This is a genomic window from Virgibacillus sp. M23, from assembly GCF_034190895.1.
In the GTDB taxonomy this organism is placed as follows: domain Bacteria; phylum Bacillota; class Bacilli; order Bacillales; family Amphibacillaceae; genus Virgibacillus; species Virgibacillus salarius.
Genome location: NZ_JAWDHA010000012.1, coordinates 23556 through 41491 on the forward strand (window position 1 = coordinate 23556; position 17936 = coordinate 41491).

General features: G+C 37.5%; 17 protein-coding genes and 1 riboswitch. Of the genes, 3 read left to right on the forward strand and 14 right to left on the reverse strand.

The window, feature by feature from the left end:
* Positions 1 to 92: 92 nt before the first annotated feature.
* Both RVS70_RS07035 and ptsP read left to right on the forward strand, forming a co-directional pair.
* Complete coding sequence (locus RVS70_RS07035) at positions 93 to 1016, forward strand: alpha/beta fold hydrolase (RefSeq protein WP_026681622.1); 924 nt, start codon at positions 93 to 95, stop codon at positions 1014 to 1016.
* A gap of 159 nt (positions 1017 to 1175) precedes the next feature.
* Entirely contained in the window at positions 1176 to 2888 is a 1713-nt protein-coding gene (gene ptsP, locus RVS70_RS07040; RefSeq protein WP_121605642.1) for a phosphoenolpyruvate--protein phosphotransferase, read from the forward strand.
* Between the two features lie 181 nt (positions 2889 to 3069).
* Here ptsP and RVS70_RS07045 read toward each other — a convergent pair whose 3' ends face one another.
* From RVS70_RS07045 to rpoN, 14 genes are all read right to left on the reverse strand, one after another.
* Positions 3070 to 4050 (reverse strand): nucleoside hydrolase, encoded by a 981-nt coding sequence (locus tag RVS70_RS07045; RefSeq protein WP_026681624.1) that lies wholly within the window; start codon positions 4048 to 4050, stop codon positions 3070 to 3072.
* A 62-nt stretch (positions 4051 to 4112) separates the two neighbouring features.
* Entirely contained in the window at positions 4113 to 4901 is a 789-nt protein-coding gene (locus tag RVS70_RS07050; protein WP_026681625.1) for a TatD family hydrolase, read from the reverse strand.
* Positions 4894 to 5634, reverse strand: coding sequence for an ABC transporter ATP-binding protein (locus RVS70_RS07055; protein ID WP_026681626.1), 741 nt, complete (start codon positions 5632 to 5634; stop codon positions 4894 to 4896). Before RVS70_RS07055 ends, RVS70_RS07050 begins: the two co-directional genes overlap by 8 nt.
* The gene (locus RVS70_RS07060; RefSeq protein WP_026681627.1) at positions 5627 to 6397 is read right to left on the reverse strand and encodes an ABC transporter permease; all 771 of its coding nucleotides are present in this window, start codon (positions 6395 to 6397) and stop codon (positions 5627 to 5629) included. The genes RVS70_RS07055 and RVS70_RS07060 overlap by 8 nt, the downstream gene beginning before the upstream one ends.
* Positions 6397 to 6687, reverse strand: a complete 291-nt coding sequence (locus RVS70_RS07065; protein WP_026681628.1) for an MTH1187 family thiamine-binding protein — start codon at positions 6685 to 6687, stop codon at positions 6397 to 6399. The genes RVS70_RS07060 and RVS70_RS07065 overlap by 1 nt, the downstream gene beginning before the upstream one ends.
* 3 nt (positions 6688 to 6690) lie before the next feature.
* A complete protein-coding gene (locus RVS70_RS07070; protein ID WP_026681629.1) occupies positions 6691 to 7704 on the reverse strand; it encodes an ABC transporter substrate-binding protein in 1014 nt (337 codons plus the stop codon).
* A gap of 315 nt (positions 7705 to 8019) precedes the next feature.
* A riboswitch (TPP riboswitch) is annotated at positions 8020 to 8129 on the reverse strand.
* 342 nt (positions 8130 to 8471) lie between these two features.
* Positions 8472 to 9758, reverse strand: coding sequence for a phosphopyruvate hydratase (gene eno, locus RVS70_RS07075; RefSeq protein WP_026681630.1), 1287 nt, complete (start codon positions 9756 to 9758; stop codon positions 8472 to 8474).
* A 25-nt stretch (positions 9759 to 9783) separates the two neighbouring features.
* On the reverse strand, positions 9784 to 11319 hold the full coding sequence (gene gpmI, locus RVS70_RS07080; protein WP_026681631.1) for a 2,3-bisphosphoglycerate-independent phosphoglycerate mutase: 1536 nt from the start codon (positions 11317 to 11319) through the stop codon (positions 9784 to 9786).
* The gene (gene tpiA, locus RVS70_RS07085) at positions 11316 to 12074 is read right to left on the reverse strand and encodes a triose-phosphate isomerase (protein ID WP_121605643.1); all 759 of its coding nucleotides are present in this window, start codon (positions 12072 to 12074) and stop codon (positions 11316 to 11318) included. Before tpiA ends, gpmI begins: the two co-directional genes overlap by 4 nt.
* A gap of 22 nt (positions 12075 to 12096) precedes the next feature.
* Positions 12097 to 13278, reverse strand: coding sequence for a phosphoglycerate kinase (locus RVS70_RS07090; protein WP_121605644.1), 1182 nt, complete (start codon positions 13276 to 13278; stop codon positions 12097 to 12099).
* A gap of 135 nt (positions 13279 to 13413) precedes the next feature.
* Positions 13414 to 14421, reverse strand: coding sequence for a type I glyceraldehyde-3-phosphate dehydrogenase (gene gap, locus RVS70_RS07095; protein ID WP_121605645.1), 1008 nt, complete (start codon positions 14419 to 14421; stop codon positions 13414 to 13416).
* A gap of 37 nt (positions 14422 to 14458) precedes the next feature.
* The gene (locus tag RVS70_RS07100) at positions 14459 to 15487 is read right to left on the reverse strand and encodes a sugar-binding transcriptional regulator (RefSeq protein WP_121605646.1); all 1029 of its coding nucleotides are present in this window, start codon (positions 15485 to 15487) and stop codon (positions 14459 to 14461) included.
* 254 nt (positions 15488 to 15741) lie between these two features.
* Positions 15742 to 15984, reverse strand: a complete 243-nt coding sequence (locus tag RVS70_RS07105; protein WP_080668693.1) for a glutaredoxin family protein — start codon at positions 15982 to 15984, stop codon at positions 15742 to 15744.
* A 1-nt stretch (position 15985) separates the two neighbouring features.
* Positions 15986 to 17269, reverse strand: a complete 1284-nt coding sequence (gene rpoN / locus RVS70_RS07110) for an RNA polymerase factor sigma-54 (RefSeq protein ID WP_121605647.1) — start codon at positions 17267 to 17269, stop codon at positions 15986 to 15988.
* Between the two features lie 264 nt (positions 17270 to 17533).
* Here rpoN and RVS70_RS07115 point away from each other — a divergent pair, with 264 nt between their 5' ends.
* Complete coding sequence (locus tag RVS70_RS07115) at positions 17534 to 17929, forward strand: ribonuclease HI family protein (RefSeq protein WP_121605648.1); 396 nt, start codon at positions 17534 to 17536, stop codon at positions 17927 to 17929.
* Positions 17930 to 17936 lie beyond the last annotated feature (7 nt).

Here is a 17936-nt window from a genome sequence, read left to right on the forward strand (position 1 = left end):
GAAAATAAGGAATAATACTTATGCATAACATCATCATTCCACTAATAAGACTATTTGTGCAGAAGTGGGAATACAAACGGAGGAGGAGTAAAATGAATCTTAAAAATACCTTTTGGTACACATCACCAGATAATGTTGATATCTTTGTTCAAAAGTGGGAACCCAAAAAACAAGCTAAAGCAGTCATACAAATTGCACATGGTATGATGGAACATATCGAACGATATGAGAATTTTGCTTCATACTTAACTTCACAAGGTTTTATTGTTTATGGAAATGATCATCGAGGGCATGGTAGAACTGGTGAGAGACAGGGGAAATTAGGATATTTCGCTGATAGTCATGGATTTTTTAGGACTGCTGATGATCTCGTCCAGCTATCTAAACAAATTAAAGCAAGCCACCCTACGTTACCTCTATTTTTAATTGGTCATAGTATGGGCTCTTTTCTTATTCGCATTTTTATTCAGCAAAATAGTAGCTTAGTGGATGGCGCTATTCTATCTGGAACGGGTCATTTTCCTCGTTTAAAAACAATAGCCGGTAAGCAACTGGCTAGCTTCTTTTCACCAAAGAAAGAAGCACCGTGGATGAACAAGCTTGTATTTGGTACATATAATAAAAAAATCGCAGATGCTTCCACTGGCTATGAATGGTTAAGTAGTGATCATGTAACGGTTCAAAAATACGTAAAAGATCCATTTACAGGCTTTATCCCTACTGGTCGTTTCTTTTTTGACTTAATGGAAGGTTTACTTACTATGCAAAAGACAAGCAATAATAAGCATATTCGTCATAATTTTCCACTTCTCATCCTAAGTGGTGACTGTGATCCGGTCGGTAACTATGAAAAGGGGATCTGGAAGACAGCACGACTTTTTGAAAAAGCCGGTCTTGAAAGCATAACTACAATGGTCTTTACAAATGGTAGACATGAACTGTTGAATGAAGCAAATAAAGAAGAGGTGTATACTGCAATAAATAGCTGGTTACAAGCAAATATTTCCAGTATATAGAGTGAAACCCCGAATTCACTCGTACTTTTTAAATAATTTCTAACTTTTTTCCGTCTTTTTCGACAAACTTTAAATAAATTGTCGCTGATTGCTTGTACCTACTAATCCAAGGGGGTAAAATAGAGGTTGATTGAATTGTAGAAAGGTTGGGTAACAAATATGTCAAATGTTCAAGGAATTGCCGCTTCATCTGGAATTGCAATCGCAAAAGTATACCAGCTTGCATCTCCAGATTTGTCATTTGAAAAAGTATCTATCGACAATCCAGATGTCGAAATAGAGCGATTAGATAAAGCGCTTGAAATTTCTAAGCAAGAACTTGAGAAAATCAAGGCACATACTAAAGAAAATATCGGTGATGAACATGCCGAAATTTTTTCAGCCCATTTATTAGTACTTAGTGACCCTGAACTAATAAACCCTATTAAGGATAAAATAAAAGCTGAAAATGTCATTGCCGAAACTGCTCTTGAAGAAACAGCCAATATGTTTATCGATATGTTTAAGAATATGGATAATGCCTATATGCGTGAACGCGCTGCAGATATTCATGATGTAACAAAGCGAGTTATGGCTCATTTATTAGGGGTTACCTTCCCTGATCCTGCTTTAATTAACGAAGAGGTAATTGTCATTGCGAACGATTTAACCCCTTCGGATACTGCACAATTAAATCGTGATTTTGTTAAGGGCTTTGCTACTGATATCGGTGGCCGCACCTCCCATTCAGCGATTATGGCTAGGTCATTAGAAATTCCTGCGGTTGTTGGTACGAAAGAAATAACAGCATCTGTTAAAAAAGATGATACGATCATTGTTGACGGAAATGCAGGAATAGTTATTATCAATCCGTCTGAAGAAGAAATAGCAGAATATCGAAAGAAACAAGAAGCGTTTGCCGAGATGAAGCAAGAATGGGCTAAGCTAAAAGACGAGCCTACATTTTCGGAAGATGGAGAACAAGTGGAACTAGCTGCCAACATTGGTACTCCAGATGATGTTGAAGGTGTGCTAGCTAATGGCGGTGAAGGCATTGGACTATATCGTACAGAATTTTTATATATGGGTAAAAGTCAGCTCCCAACAGAAGAAGAGCAGTTCACTGCTTACAAATCAGTACTAGAGCAAATGGAAGGAAAGCCTGTCGTTGTTCGTACATTGGATATTGGTGGAGATAAGGAATTAAACTATTTAGACCTTCCTAAGGAACTAAATCCATTCCTTGGCTTCCGAGCTATTCGCTTCTGCTTAGAAAATGAGAATGTCTTTCGTCCACAATTACGTGCACTTTTACGAGCAAGCGTTTACGGTAACTTAAAAATCATGTTCCCGATGATCGCAACATTGGAAGAATTCCGCAAGGCTAAGGCTATTTTAATGGACGAAAAAGAATCCTTACTAAAAGAAGGTTTCGAAGTTTCCAACGACATTGAGGTTGGTATCATGGTGGAGATTCCATCCACAGCTGTAATCGCTAAGCAATTTGCAAAGGAAGTTGACTTCTTCAGTATTGGAACAAACGATTTAATCCAATATACGATGGCTGCTGACCGAATGAATGAGCAGGTTTCCTACCTATATCAACCATATAACCCTGCAATTCTGAACCTAATCCATACTGTTATTGAAGCAGCACATAGTGAGGATAAATGGGTTGGAATGTGCGGTGAGATGGCAGGTGACTCCATTGCTATTCCAATTCTACTTGGTCTTGGTTTAGATGAATTCAGTATGAGTGCAACGTCGATCTTACCGGCTCGTACACAACTTCGTAAGCTATCTAAAGAAAAAATGGTAGCTTATAAAGATAAAATCCTTTCAATGGGTACTGCTGAAGAAGTTGTAGAATTTATTAAAGAGAAAACAGAATAGCTATACAAATAAAGAAGGTGATTTCTCCCTGAGGTCATCTTCTTTGTTTATAAGATAGTATAAATGACTACTTCGTCATGACTCCCCTGTTTCAAGTTTAGATTGAACTGCTTGATAAACCTATTTGCAAACGCTTACTTATATTATAACATACTATTACTATTATAGGGAATATTTTCTTCTAGCTGAATCTTTCACCAGTCATAATGGACATGAAATCAATATAGAATTTTTGATAATCGAGATTAAAGGCAATACGATGGACTCTCCCACCTACCTCTTCACCATCTTGCATATCTTCTAAATTAACATATGGACGAATATCAGCAATACTTTGTCCCCTCACTATTCCTGTCTGCGCTTGAATGATATGAACAGGAAGATATTGATATGTCATCATATCAGGCTTTACAACGGCCATAAGTGTCAATACATCATGTAATGGGCTACCTTGAATCGATGGGTTGCGTTTTTTATAAAAATCATAATAATAATCCAGTAATACTTTCACAATACTAACGGAACCCATTCGATCAATATACTCAACCATTTGAGGTGTTGCTATCGCATATTTAGTGACATTAAGAGGAATAATGGTTACATTGTTTGCGTGAGCAAGTACTACTTGAGCAGCCACTGGGTCACCATGAAAATTAGCTTCAGAGACAGCTGTAATATTACCTGGTACCCAGAAAGCGCCACCCATAATGTAATATTCCTTTATGGTAGTCATTAATGATTTATATAAGATGAATAAGCTAGCTAAAGAAGTCAATCTTCCAATATTAACAATCACTAATTCATCTTTATACGTTTCAATTAAATCAATAATTTCACAGAAATTTTCGCTAATACCATTCTGCATATTTTTAGGGGGAATAATTGGTCCCAATCCATATTCCCCATGTATTTCCGGAACATATACTGGGGGTTCTCCAGTCATTGGAATATGTGCACCAGCAATTACTTTAATATCCTCTACCTCTTTTGTTGGAAAAAGACTGCGGATATATAAGATATTCGCAATTGCATTTTCTCTTGATACGTTTCCATAATCCGCCACAATGCCGATGACTTCTACATCATCGTTCAAATAAGCATAGATAAGCGCGATTGTATCATCAATACCTACATCACCAAATAACAACACTTTTTGAGACATAAAAACCCTCCATAAACATATGTCTTGTTAACATGATATTCCCATTCATACTCGTCCTATGTTCACTTGTCATTCTTAAGATGAAAGAACTGGGATGTATTAACATAAAGTTGTTCCTGTACATCAGGAAGAGGCATTTTTTTAATTGTCGCTATTTGTTTAATCGACTTATGGATCATTTTTGGATGGGTCAGTTGGTTGATAAACGGACCAGCAAACTGCCAAGGCCCATCCGTTTCCACCATCATATGAGTTATTGGGTATTTATTAACTAGCTGGTTAATTTCTCGTTCGTACATGACATCTGGTGTGATGGATATAAAATATCCATTCTGGCTCATTCGTTCCATTGTAGGTTTGTCACCCTTAAACCAATGAAACTGTGCATTGGTGATGGAATACTTTTCTAATAAATCACAGGCAATGGTAGCATCATCATAAACTGCATGAAGTACAATTGGCTTATTCCATTCTTTAGCTTTTCGTATAAATAATTCTAGTAATTCAATATATGGCTTTACCATTAAATTTGAATTTTCTTGTCGCTTGTAATAAGGTAGACCTACTTCACCTACCGCAATTGCTCTGTCTAGATTCGAGTCAATAAATTGTATTAAATCAGCTATATCATTATCGTTAGGTATTTCTTGTTCCGGATGAAATCCGAAAGCAGGTTTAACTGCGGAACATCTCTCCGCTAACCTTAAATTGGAAATTGACGATGCTAGGTTATTCGAAACAGAAATTAGTGAGCTAACATGATGCCGTTTCAAAGATTTAATAATTTCTGTTTGTTCCTCCTGTGTATACATATCTAAGTGAATGTGTGCATCAATAATGAAGCTATCCATTTGTAGCCCTCAATTCCTGATATATCCTTTTCTTATACTCTAGAAATGCTTCTGATAAAACTAACGCTTCCTCTCTTGGTCTTGAAAAAGGAATTGTGAATTCTTTTTTTATCGAAGCCGGACGAGCTGACAACACGATCACACGATCAGATAGAAATAATGCTTCTTCTATATTATGCGTTACGAAAAGGATTGATCGTTGATGCTCATTCCACATTGCTAATAACCACTTTTGCATGTCCAAACGGGTAAATTCATCCAATGCGGAAAATGGTTCATCTAAACAAATAACAGGCTGGGGACTTAAAATACTGCGTACAAAAGAAGCGCGCTGCTTCATTCCTCCAGATAATTCATGGGGATATGCATTTTCATATCCTTTTAAGCCAGCTCGTTCTAGCATTCGTTTTGCTTCTAATTCATCTTTTCTACCTGCAATTTCTGCCGCTAAGACAACATTTTGTAAAATCGAACGCCAAGGAAGTAAGGAATCTGATTGAGGCATATAGCTGATGAATCCCCGTTTGCCGATAATCTCTTTTCCATTTAATTTAATCGTACCGGAATTAGGTGAGGTAATCCCTCCAATCAGTCGAAATAACGTGCTCTTCCCACTTCCTGATGGTCCAACAATCGAAACAAACTCTCCGTTTCGCACCGTTAATGAAATACGATTAAGAATAGTAGTTTCCCCATATTTTTTTGTTAGATTTACAAGTTCTAAGTTACTCACTGATCTTCCCTTCTTCCGGTTTCCATTTAATTACTCTTTTTTCAATTAATGAAATACAACCAAAAAACAATAAACTTAACAGCACTATAAATAAGATAGCAACAAAGACACGATCTGTTCGGAAAGACGAAGATGCCAAAGTCATATATACTCCAATTCCTTCACTTGCACCAAGCCATTCAGATATCACCGCTCCCATTACGCTATATGTCGCCGATATCTTTAAACCACTAAACAAAGAAGGTAATCCATATGGCCACTCTAGCTTACGAAAGATTTGCCCTTTACTGGCACCTGTCATTTGCATATAGTGTTTCAGTTCTCCACTTGTTTGTCTAAATCCATCTAAAGCTGCTATAGTTATTGGAAAAAAACAAACAAGTGTAATAACAATTAATTTCGGCAATATTCCAAAACCAAACCAAATTACTAATAAGGGAGCTAAAATAATAATAGGTATATTCTGTGATATTATTAATAATGGATAAAAGGCTTCCCTAACTGTCGGAATGAGATGAAGACAAACAGCAACGAGCGTACCTACACTGCTGCCTATCATAAATCCGATAATCGATAGTTGGATAGTCGATTGTAGATGACTAGCATAATTTGGCCAGCCATTGACAGCTTCTTGCCATATTACACTTGGAGCAGGTAGTAGCCAAGCTGGGATCGAAAAAATACGACAAGCTATTTCCCAACTGATAAGGAAAAGGATGAGGACCAGAGCTGGTCGCCATCCCTTTTCTCGCAATCTTCTCATTAGCGATACTTCTCCGTTAATTGTTCCATGGAAGCTCCAGAAGGTTGATAAAGAACCTTCACCTGTGAAATAACATTTTCACAACCAATTTCAGTCATCCTTTTATTCATCTTCTCAATAATTCCAAATAGTTCTGCAAGATCACCTTGCATTGTAGTTTCTAGTGGACTTACCTGATACTTAACTCCGGAATGATCGATAATCTTAATCGCTTCATCCACATACGGAATAACATCTTCACCATTTTTCGTTTTCGGGATAATTTGAATACTAACTAGTGCATCTGCCATCATTTATTCCTCCTTTGTTTCTGGTAAAAACTCATTTGTAAATGCTTTTTCACTATCTAACGGTTTATCTAACAGCTCATTCTCATACATCCAATTGGCGTAATTCTCCCATACCTCTTGCTTTTGTTTCCCCCACTGGTCCGCATCATCTTGATACTTTGACGCTAACCAAGCTTGACTTGCTTTTACTAATTCTGCATCCAAATCAGGAACAGCGTTAATTAAGATATCAGCGGCTTCCTCTGGTTGCTCAATTGCTAGATTATAACCTTTAGATACTGCAGCTAAGAATTGCTTAACTGTTTCTGGATCATCTTTGATCATTTTTTCATTGGTAGCTAAAACCGGCGTGTAATAATCTAAATTTGACGAATAATCGGTTAAATACACCATATTAATTTCTTCATCACGGAGCTCTGCCTCTACACCAGTCCAACCATAATAAATCCACGCAAAATCAATATCTCTTTTCACCGCAGTAAAAAAGTCCGTATCGCCCATGTTGATAATATCAACTGATTCTACATTAGCATTTTCCTGCTGCATGAGTGAGGTTAGAACCGCTTTTTCTACCGGAGCTCCCCAGCCACCATATGTTTTATCTTCAAAATCTTTAGGTGTAGTAATCTGTTTATTCTTGGGTGAGGCAAAACCTGAGGTATTATGCTGTATAACAGCAGCAATGGAAACAATCGGTATATCTTGTACACGAGCTTCAGTAATCCCCTCCTGATAACTCACACCAAAATCTGCTTTACCAGATGCAATTAACTGATCTGCTCCCGCTTCACCAGGCATAATTATGTCCACATCAAGGCCTTGCTCTTCAAAATATCCCTTCTCTTTTGCAACATATAATCCTGTATGATTCGTATTTGGTGTCCAATCAAGTACAACAGAGATCTTTTTCTTTTCTGTTGAGTCATTGTTCTGCTGACTTTGTTCTTTCTCTTCTGTACCACATGCCGTTAATATAAGCAGTGTAATCCCTAAACTAAGCAGTAAAAGCTTCTTCAATGTTTTCCTCCTCTTGAATACCTTTCTCATTGTAAGGAACAGCGTATGTATCATCTTGTTTGACTGTAATTCCTTCGCTAAGAATAAAAGCGCAAACACCCGATTAGCAACGCAGCGACGATTCAACGGAGATAAAGGACTCACGGTGAGCTTGCGAGCCGATGATGATTTAGATTAGGGCGATTCATGATGAAGTAGCCTAGTTTCTGGGCGCTGGAGCTGGACGCAGCTCAACACGCAAATTTTATAATTTCTTAGACTATAAAAAATGCCCTAGATGGTTAATCACCATTAGGGCATATACAACTTAATATTTGATGTATCAAACATGTTCCCTACGCTGGTTTAAACCAGATCAGGTTCTAAGAGTCAGTACCTTACGGATACAATCTCAACCAGCAACACTGGTCCCCCTACAACTTTAGTATTCTATTATTAATTCCATAGTAACTATGACATAATTCGTCCATTTAATCAAGTTTAAGAAACTCAAAAAATATAGAAACTTCTATGAACATAGAAGCAACTTCTGCATAAAGTGACACTTTAATCAGTGGGGGTTTTATTTATCCCACATTGATTGTTAGCACCACAGACCTAAAATCCTTTGAACCGACCGGACATTTACCGGCAATCGATCCTCCACTTCCCCATAGTGGTTTTACTTTATTGCTTAAAGTGGATTATTACTGCCAGTTATATGTGTGGGATAAACCTATAAAAAACCTCTTAAAGTATAACCACCATACCTTAAGAGGTTTTCTTCCCTATTTATTTAGGTTATAGAACGCTGTCTTACCAGCATATTCACCCATGCCTGCTAGCTCATCTTCAATGCGAAGCAGTTGATTGTATTTAGCTACACGATCTGTTCGAGAAGGTGCACCTGTTTTGATCTGACCTGCATTAGTCGCTACAGCAATGTCAGCGATCGTTGCATCTTCTGTTTCTCCTGAACGGTGTGAGATAACCGCTGTATAGCCAGCGCGTTTTGCCATTTCGATTGCTTCGAACGTCTCTGTTAATGTACCGATTTGATTAACTTTTACTAAGATAGAGTTTCCAATACCTTGTTCAATACCTTTGGAAAGCTTATTAGTATTTGTTACAAATAAATCATCTCCGACAAGCTGTACTCGTCCACCAAGACGATCTGTTAATACTTTAAATCCATCCCAATCATTTTCATCTAGTCCATCTTCAATGGAGATAATTGGGTATTTGTTGATCATGTCTTCATACCAATCAACCATCTCTTCAGAAGTACGAACAACACCTTCACCTTTTAGATTATATTTACCATCTTCATATATTTCTGAAGCAGCAACATCCATTGCAAGCTTCACTTCTTCTCCTGGCTTGTAACCAGCAGCTTCAATTGCTTCCACAATTGTTTGTAAAGCTTCTTCATTAGAAGCAAGGTTTGGTGCAAATCCGCCTTCGTCACCAACAGCTGTGTTATACCCCTTTGATTTTAATACATTTTTCAATGAATGGAAAATTTCAGCACCCGTACGTAGTGCTTCTTGGAACGTTTCTGCTCCAACTGGCATAACCATAAACTCTTGAATATCTACGTTATTATCGGCATGCTCACCACCATTAAGAATATTCATCATTGGTGTTGGTAGGGTTTTTGCATTAAATCCACCGAGGTAGTTATATAACGGTACTTCAAGATAACTAGCAGCAGCATGTGCTACAGCCATGGATACACCAAGAATTGCGTTAGCACCAAGTTTGCCTTTATTTTCAGTTCCATCTAATTCGATCATTAACGCATCGATGATATTCTGACGAGTAACATCAATCCCAAGTAATTCAGGTGCAATTATTTCATTTACGTTTTGAACTGCTTTTAGAACACCTTTTCCAAGATAACGATCTTTATCACCATCACGTAATTCCACAGCCTCGTATTCACCGGTAGATGCACCGCTTGGCACAAGTGCAGAACCGAAGGCACCTGATTCTGTAAATACTTCCACTTCAACTGTCGGGTTACCGCGTGAGTCTAATACTTCACGTGCATATACATCAGTAATGTATGGCATAATTTTTCTCTCCTTTAATTTCCTTTTATTTAATTAATGATTCGCCAGTCATTTCTTCTGGTTTTTCAATACCTAGTAAATCCAATAAGGTTGGTGATAGATCAGCTAAAATCCCACCATCTCGTAATGTTATATTTTCTTCTGTCACAATTACCGGAACAGGATTTGTCGTATGAGCAGTCATTGGCTTACCTTCAAGCGTAACTACCTCATCAGAATTACCGTGATCAGCAGTAATAATGGCATTCCCGCCAAGCTCTTTAATTTTATCAACAATTTTCCCTAGACATTCATCAACTACTTCAATTGCTTTAATAGTCGGCTGTAATTTACCAGAATGTCCAACCATGTCCGGGTTAGCAAAGTTCAAGATAATTGCATTGTGTTCACCAGCATCAAGTTCTTTGAGCAACGCGTCCGTCACTCCATAAGCACTCATTTCTGGTTTTAAATCATATGTTGCAACCTTTGGCGAATCAATCAATACACGTTTTTCACCATCAAATTCTTTCTCACGACCACCACTCATAAAGAAAGTGACATGTGGATATTTTTCTGTCTCAGCAATACGTAATTGCTTCAAATTATGCTGAGATAATACTTCGCCAACTGTATTATCTAGGTTAACAGGTTCGTAAGCAACATAGCCATCGACTGTTTCACTAAAATTCGTTAACATTACAAAGTCCAAATTTTTTGGCACGTGCTCACCACGATCAAAATCACGAAAATCTTCATTTGCAAAGGTACGTGAAATCTGAATAGCGCGATCTGGACGGAAGTTATAAAAGATTATAGAATCTCCATCTTTAATTTTCCCAACTGCTTCACCGTTTTCATCTGTGATGACAGATGGTATAACAAACTCATCGTAAATTTCATTTGCATATGAATCGTCAACAACCTCTATTGGGTCTTGATATGCTGGTCCTTCTCCATATACCATTGCATCATACGCTTTTTTCACACGATCCCAACGTTTGTCACGATCCATGGAATAATAGCGGCCTGAAATGGTTGCAAATTGACCAACACCGTATTCCTTGATCTTATCCTGCGTTTGTTTAATATATTCTTTCGCTGTTTGCGGACCAACATCTCGTCCATCAAGAAATGCATGGATGTACACTTCTTTCAACTCATTATCTTTTGCTAGTTTTAATAAAGCAAATAAATGATTGATATGACTATGCACGCCTCCATCGGAAAGCAATCCAAAAACATGCAATGCTTTTTTGTTTTTCTTCGCATTTTCTATTGATTTTTTAAAGGCCTCTTTTTCAAAGAACTCGCCATTCTTAATGGACAAATTCACACGAGTTAAACTTTGATAAACGATGCGCCCAGCTCCAATATTTAAATGCCCGACCTCGGAGTTTCCCATTTGCCCTTCAGGTAGACCAACTGCCTCACCACATGCTGTTAATTGATTGTGAGCATAGGTATTCCAATAACGATCAAAGTTAGGAGTATTGGCTTGCTTTACAGCATTTCCTTTTTCCTCATCACGAAGAGCGAAGCCATCCAAGATGATTAATGCTGCTAATTTATCCTGTTTCATTTTTTACCTGCCTCCACTAATTGTAAGAAGGATTCTGGTTGAAGGCTAGCACCACCAACTAATGCACCGTCAATATCGGATTGTGCTAGTAACTCCTCTATATTAGCTGGTTTTACACTTCCACCATATTGAATAACTACATGGTCTGCTGTTTCCTTTGAAGTAAGTTTTGCAATAACTTGTCTAATATATGCACATACTTCATTTGCTTCAGCACTTGTAGCTGTTTTACCTGTACCAATTGCCCAAATCGGTTCATAAGCTATGATCGTTTCAGCCACTTGTTGGTCTGATAGACCTTCTAAAGCTTTAATCACTTGGTTTTCGACATGATCCATTGTTTCATTTGCCTCACGCTGTTCTAGGGTTTCACCAACACAAACAATTGGAACTAAATGATGATTAAATGCAGCATGAACTTTTTTATTCACCGTTTCGTCCGTTTCATTATAATATTCTCGTCGCTCCGAATGTCCAAGTACAACATGCGTTATACCTAAATCCTCTAGCATAACTGGACTTACTTCACCGGTAAAAGCTCCACTTTCTTCATAGTGCATCGTTTGTGCAGCAACTTTAAGATTTGTATCTTTTGTTTTATCAACAAGAGATGCTAAAAATGGGAATGGCGCACAAACAATTGCCTCTACATTCTTATCTTCAGGTATTTCTGCTCCGACTTCATCAACAAATTGATTCGCTTCTGTTGAAACTTTGTTCATCTTCCAGTTTCCAGCAATTACTTTCTTGCGCATCTTCTCACCTCATTATGTTTTATTATTTATCACTTAATGCTTCGACACCAGGTAGCACTTTTCCTTCCATAAATTCAAGGGATGCACCACCACCAGTTGAAACATGATCCATTTTTTCACTAAGATCAAATTTTTCAACAGCAGCAGCAGAATCGCCACCGCCAATTACAGTATATCCTTCTGTCGTTGCTAATGCATTTGCAACTGCCTTTGTGCCATTGGCAAATGCTTCCATTTCAAACACACCCATTGGTCCATTCCAGATGATTAGTTTCGAATCAGCAACGATTTGTGCATATTTCTTACTTGTTGCCGGTCCAATATCTAACGCTTCCCAATCAGCAGGAATCTGATCAATTGCTATTTCTTTCGTATTAGCCGTTTCCGCAAAGTCATCTGCTACAATCACATCAACGGGAAGGACAAAATTAACACCTTTATCCTCTGCTTTTTTCATAAAATCCTTAGCGAGTTCGATCTTATCTTCCTCTAACAAAGAGTTACCAATTTCGTACCCTTGTGCTTTAATAAAGGTATAAGCTAAACCGCCGCCGATAATTAAATTATCTACTTTATCAAGTAAATTATCAATGACATTTATTTTATCTTTTACTTTAGCTCCACCAATTATTGCCGTAAATGGTCGTTCCGGATTATCCAATGCTTTCCCTAATACTTCAATTTCTTTTTCCATTAAGAAACCTGCAGCAGCAGGAAGCTTCTCAGCAATACCTGTTGTTGAAGCATGAGCGCGATGTGCAGCTCCAAATGCGTCATTAACATAGTAGTCAGCCATACTTGCAAATGCTTGTACAAGATTCTCATCATTCTTTTCTTCGCCAGCTTCAAAACGAACATTTTCAATTAAAACAATGTCTCCATCGCTAACTTGTGAAACAGCTTCGTTTACTTCATCTCCGTAAACAGCATCCGTCTTCACAATTTCTTTACCGATTAAATCACTTAATCGGTCTGCAACAGGATCTAAGCGTAGTTCCTCTACAACTTCACCTTTAGGACGTCCTAGATGACTGGCAAGTATTGTTATTGCTCCCTGATTAGAAAGATATTCAATAGTTGGCAATGCTGCTCTGATTCTAGTATCATCAGTTACTTTACCATCTTTCATTGGAACGTTGAAATCAACTCGGCAAAATACTCTTTTTCCTTTTAGCTCAAGATCTGTTATTGATTTTTTGTTCATGTTCTTCTGCCTCCCTATTTTAGGAATATGTAGTTCTCATTACAATTTAGGGATTCCCTTATATGGGATCATTAGTCATGCAAATAAAAACATGGAAAACGGAGGAGGATTTGGTCCCTCCCCCGCTTATTTATCTTATAGTCCTTGTTTTTTCAAGAATGCAGCTAAGTCCACACAACGAGAAGAATAACCCATTTCATTATCATACCATGAAATTACTTTAACCATGTTATCTTCTAGTACCATTGTTGATAAACCATCTACAATAGAAGAATGAGTGTTACCAACAATATCCGATGATACAAGCGGTTCTTCGCTATATTCTAGAATTCCTTTTAACTCGCCTTCAGCAGCTTCTTTTAGTGCAGCATTTATGTCTTCTGCTGTAACATTTTGGTCAAGTTCAGCAACTAGATCAACCAATGAACCATCTGGAGTTGGTACTCGTACTGCACCACCATTTAGTTTACCATTCAGTTCAGGAAGTACTTTTCCAACTGCCTTAGCTGCACCAGTAGTAGTAGGAATAATGTTTTGAGCAGCCGCTCTTGCACGACGATAATCTTTATGCGGTAAATCAAGAATTTGTTGATCATTTGTGTAAGAATGGATTGTTGTCATTAGTCCACGCTTAATTCCAAATTTGTCGTGTAATACTTTTGCATATGGTGCTAAGCAGTTTGTTGTACAAGACGCATTAGAAATAATATTATGTTTAGCTGGGTCATACTGATCGTCATTTACACCCATTACCATTGTTAAATCTTCATTTTTACCAGGTGCAGAAATAATTACTTTTTTCGCTCCTGCATCGATATGTTTCTGAGCATCCTCACCATTTGTGAAGCGACCAGTAGATTCAATAACAACTTCTACACCAAGATCTCCCCAGCCTAAATCAGCAGGGTCGCGTTCTGATAATACTTTAATTTCTTTTCCACCTACTACAATGTTAGAACCATTAACAGAAACTTCTTCATCAAGATGTCCATGAATGGAATCATACTTTAAAAGATGTGCAAGCATGTTTGCATCTGTTAAGTCATTTACTGCAACCACTTCAACCTCATCATTCTTAAGAGATTGACGAAATACGTTACGTCCAATTCTACCAAAACCGTTAATTCCTACTTTTACTGTCATGTATATTCCTCCTAAAAAATTATTTACAATATTATATTTAAAGGGAAGTAGTTCCCCTTAAAATCTCTTCTGCCGCCGCTTCATCGGTTATTAGCAAGTCACTTTTTCCTTGTTTAAAAAAGGATGCTATTGCCTGGGCCTTTGACTCTCCACCAGCGATGGTTATGACATAAGGGATTTTTTTTAGATCTTCTAATTGAATCCCCACTGTCCGCACTTTATGAACCACATCGCCCTCGCTATCAAAATAATAGCCAAAAGCTTCACTCATCGCTTGATTTTCCTTCAGTTTTTTCACAACAGTTTCAGAAGTTTTTCTGCGGTGCGCCATCGTCAGTGCGTCTCCTACACCGTGTAATGCAATCGTAGCACTCTTTATTTGTTCCAATGTCTCATTTATCGATGGCTCCTGGATAATAGACTGGTAAGCTGATTCACTCAGTGGATCTGGGACATATAGTAGTCGGTAATCACCGTTGGCTTTTCGGGCCATCTCAGCAGCAATTGTGTTTGCTTGATTTTCAACTTTTTCACCAATTCCTCCACGAGCAGGGACAAATAAGGTACCTTCTTTATTTAGTGGTGTCATCATACTCGCTACTGCTGCCATCGTTGTTCCACCTGTTACAGCTATGGTACTATCCTCACCAACGATCGTTTTCAAAAAGGCAATACAGGCTTTTCCTAATTCTTGTTTTACCCATCCATAAGCATCACTATTACCCGGGACAACAATAACATTACTTATAGATAATGTATCCTGTAATTGCTCTTCTAAAACGCGTAACCCCATGATTTCACCCATAAATGAAGCTAAGCTCTCCAGTACTACTTTTCCCTCTTCCGAGATATACATTCCTTTTGCAGTAACTTGAATTAAATCTTGATGCTGCAGTAAGTCAATTTCTCCTCGAACACTTCTCTCTGTCATGTTGGTGTTGTCAGCAAGCCCCCTTCTACCAATTGGCTGTAATAAGTCAATACTTCGCAGAATTGCATAGCGTTGCTGCATAATTTCTAGAACATCTGGTAATAATTTTTTCTGTAAGTCAATCAGCTCTCTCATCAAAGGACTCCTTTATATATGGACATAAAAAGTCCCGGATGGTTATATCGCGTCCCGGAAGCACCAAAAAAATAAATCCTTCCTACAATTTTTATTATAGCAAAGATGTAAAATTACACAACTAAAAAGTATATTTATCTAAAAAAGCTTTTACTACTTTCTGTATGACCGTTTTTTTGCTACTTCGTAAACCGCTTACCTATCTTATAATAGTTACTAGGTTTAACGATTCGATAGTGGCATGATAAACGATGTCATACCTTAGCTTCTAGAGCCTCACTTAATACTGCAAAATTAAGCTGAGCAGCATCAATAGAAATGTCATCTATAACCACACACGGAATAAGCAGTTGATATGTCTCCAACCACTTATCATTCGTGTAAATATCTCGCTCTTCCAGTTTAAATGGATAGTCCCTCTGTAAAACTTCCAGCATGAACTTAGCATCATCACATAGTGGACAAGAATCTTTCGTATACAAAATGATGTTCAGCATGCTATCTCTCCTTCCGTTTGAGTGATGCCGGAATATTTAATTGTTCTCGATATTTCATCACTGTTCTTCTTGCGATTTGCAAATTATAATCAAGTGCTAACTTATTTTTTATCTTCTCATCCGATAAAGGATTTGTCTTATCTTCATTGCTAATTAGTTCAGCTATCATCTGCTTTACTGCTAAGGCAGATGCTTTTGAACCGTTTGCTTGTTTAATACCTGATTGCAAAAAGAAGTTTAGTGGCAGTACCCCATTCGTTGTTTGAACATATTTATTAGCTACCGTTCGACTTATTGTGGAAACATGCAGATCTAAATCACTTGCAATCTCTCTCAGAGTCAGAGGCCTAAGCATAGATGCTCCTTTTTCAAAATACATATGTTGCTTTTCAACAATCACCTGGATTACCCGCTCCAGCGTATCACTTCTATAGACAATAGCCTTTTTTAACGATTCTAGCTGATTTAATTTTTCTTTCACATAGTTAGCAGTTTGTTTTTCCTTAAAGGTACTATTTTGGTAATCCGTATTTATCGTAATTTTTGGAACGCTCCACGAATAAAATGATATCTTCCAGTTACCAGCCTCTTTAAAAATAGTAGCTTCTGGAATAATATAGTCAGCTTTTTTCGTTGTAAGAAGCTGACCTGGCTTAGGGTGGCAATTTTTAATATGATCAATGACTTCTTCAACGTACGAATGAGACACTCCATAGTGTTCTGATATTCGCTGAATATTATCATCTGCCAGCCATTCTATGTGTTCTTGTATGAGATCCTGCAAAAAGGCTGGTACGAACGACTGTGCTGCTAGTTGTAACTCAATACATTCAGATAATGATCTAGCACCTATACCAGCTGGTTCTAAGGATTGTATATGCTTTAAAGCTTCTTCTACTATTTCAATGGTAGTATTACACTTAGCTGCCCATATGTCCAATGATACATCTAAGTAACCGCTTTCATTTAATGAATCAATTCCAAACAAGACAACAGGTCTTATTTCCTCGGAAATAGAAAGCGTAAACAATTGCTGTTTTAATTGATCATATAAGGTCAACTCCGATGAATTGATTTCTCCAATAGAAACAGAGGTATCAGAAGAACGATACTGAACATGCTCATCATTATACCTAATTTCTTCAATGACTGGATTTTCTTTTTCTATTTCCCTTATATATTCCATCAGTTCCATACTAGACATTTGTAATACCTGAATGGATTGCATTAGGGACTGATTCATTTTCCATTGCAACACTTGCTCATTTACAAGTTGTAATTTCATGTCTATCCCCCCAATACTTCCCCTATCATTTATTTTGCCATAAATTTTTTATTACAGCTAGTTTATTAGCTAAAAAATAACGATAGGTTTTCTCCCTACTATCTACGCATGCTATAATAATGCTGAAGCTTCAATAATGCGATTCGTTTATCCATCGCTGTTAGTTAGTCCTACTACTGTCACTAAGATCTCGGCATATGCTCCGATTAGTTGACAGTAAAAACACAGTTGAAATGTATTTCACAAGTAAGGGAGTAATCAAGAATGATCGAAGTGTACACAGATGGTGCTGCAAATGGAGATCCTGGTCCAAGTGGTGCGGGGATATTTATAAAAAAAGGGAAAAATAATTATCATTATGCGTATCCATTAGGTATACTATCAAATCACGAAGCAGAGTTCTGTGCTGTAATTCAGGCACTTGAATTATGCAGAAAAGAATTCCCAGAGGAGATTCTTTCCTTTCGATCTGATTCTAAGCTAGTCGTCGATGTAATTGAGAAAGGATTCACTAAAAACCAAAAATTTTTGCCATTACTACAGAAAATACAAGAGGAAGCAGCACACTTTTCTTTCTTTTTTATCAAATGGATTCCCGAGAAACAAAACTTCCATGCTGATAAACTATCTAAAAAAGCCATTCATTTAAATAAAAGCTGACTCCGAT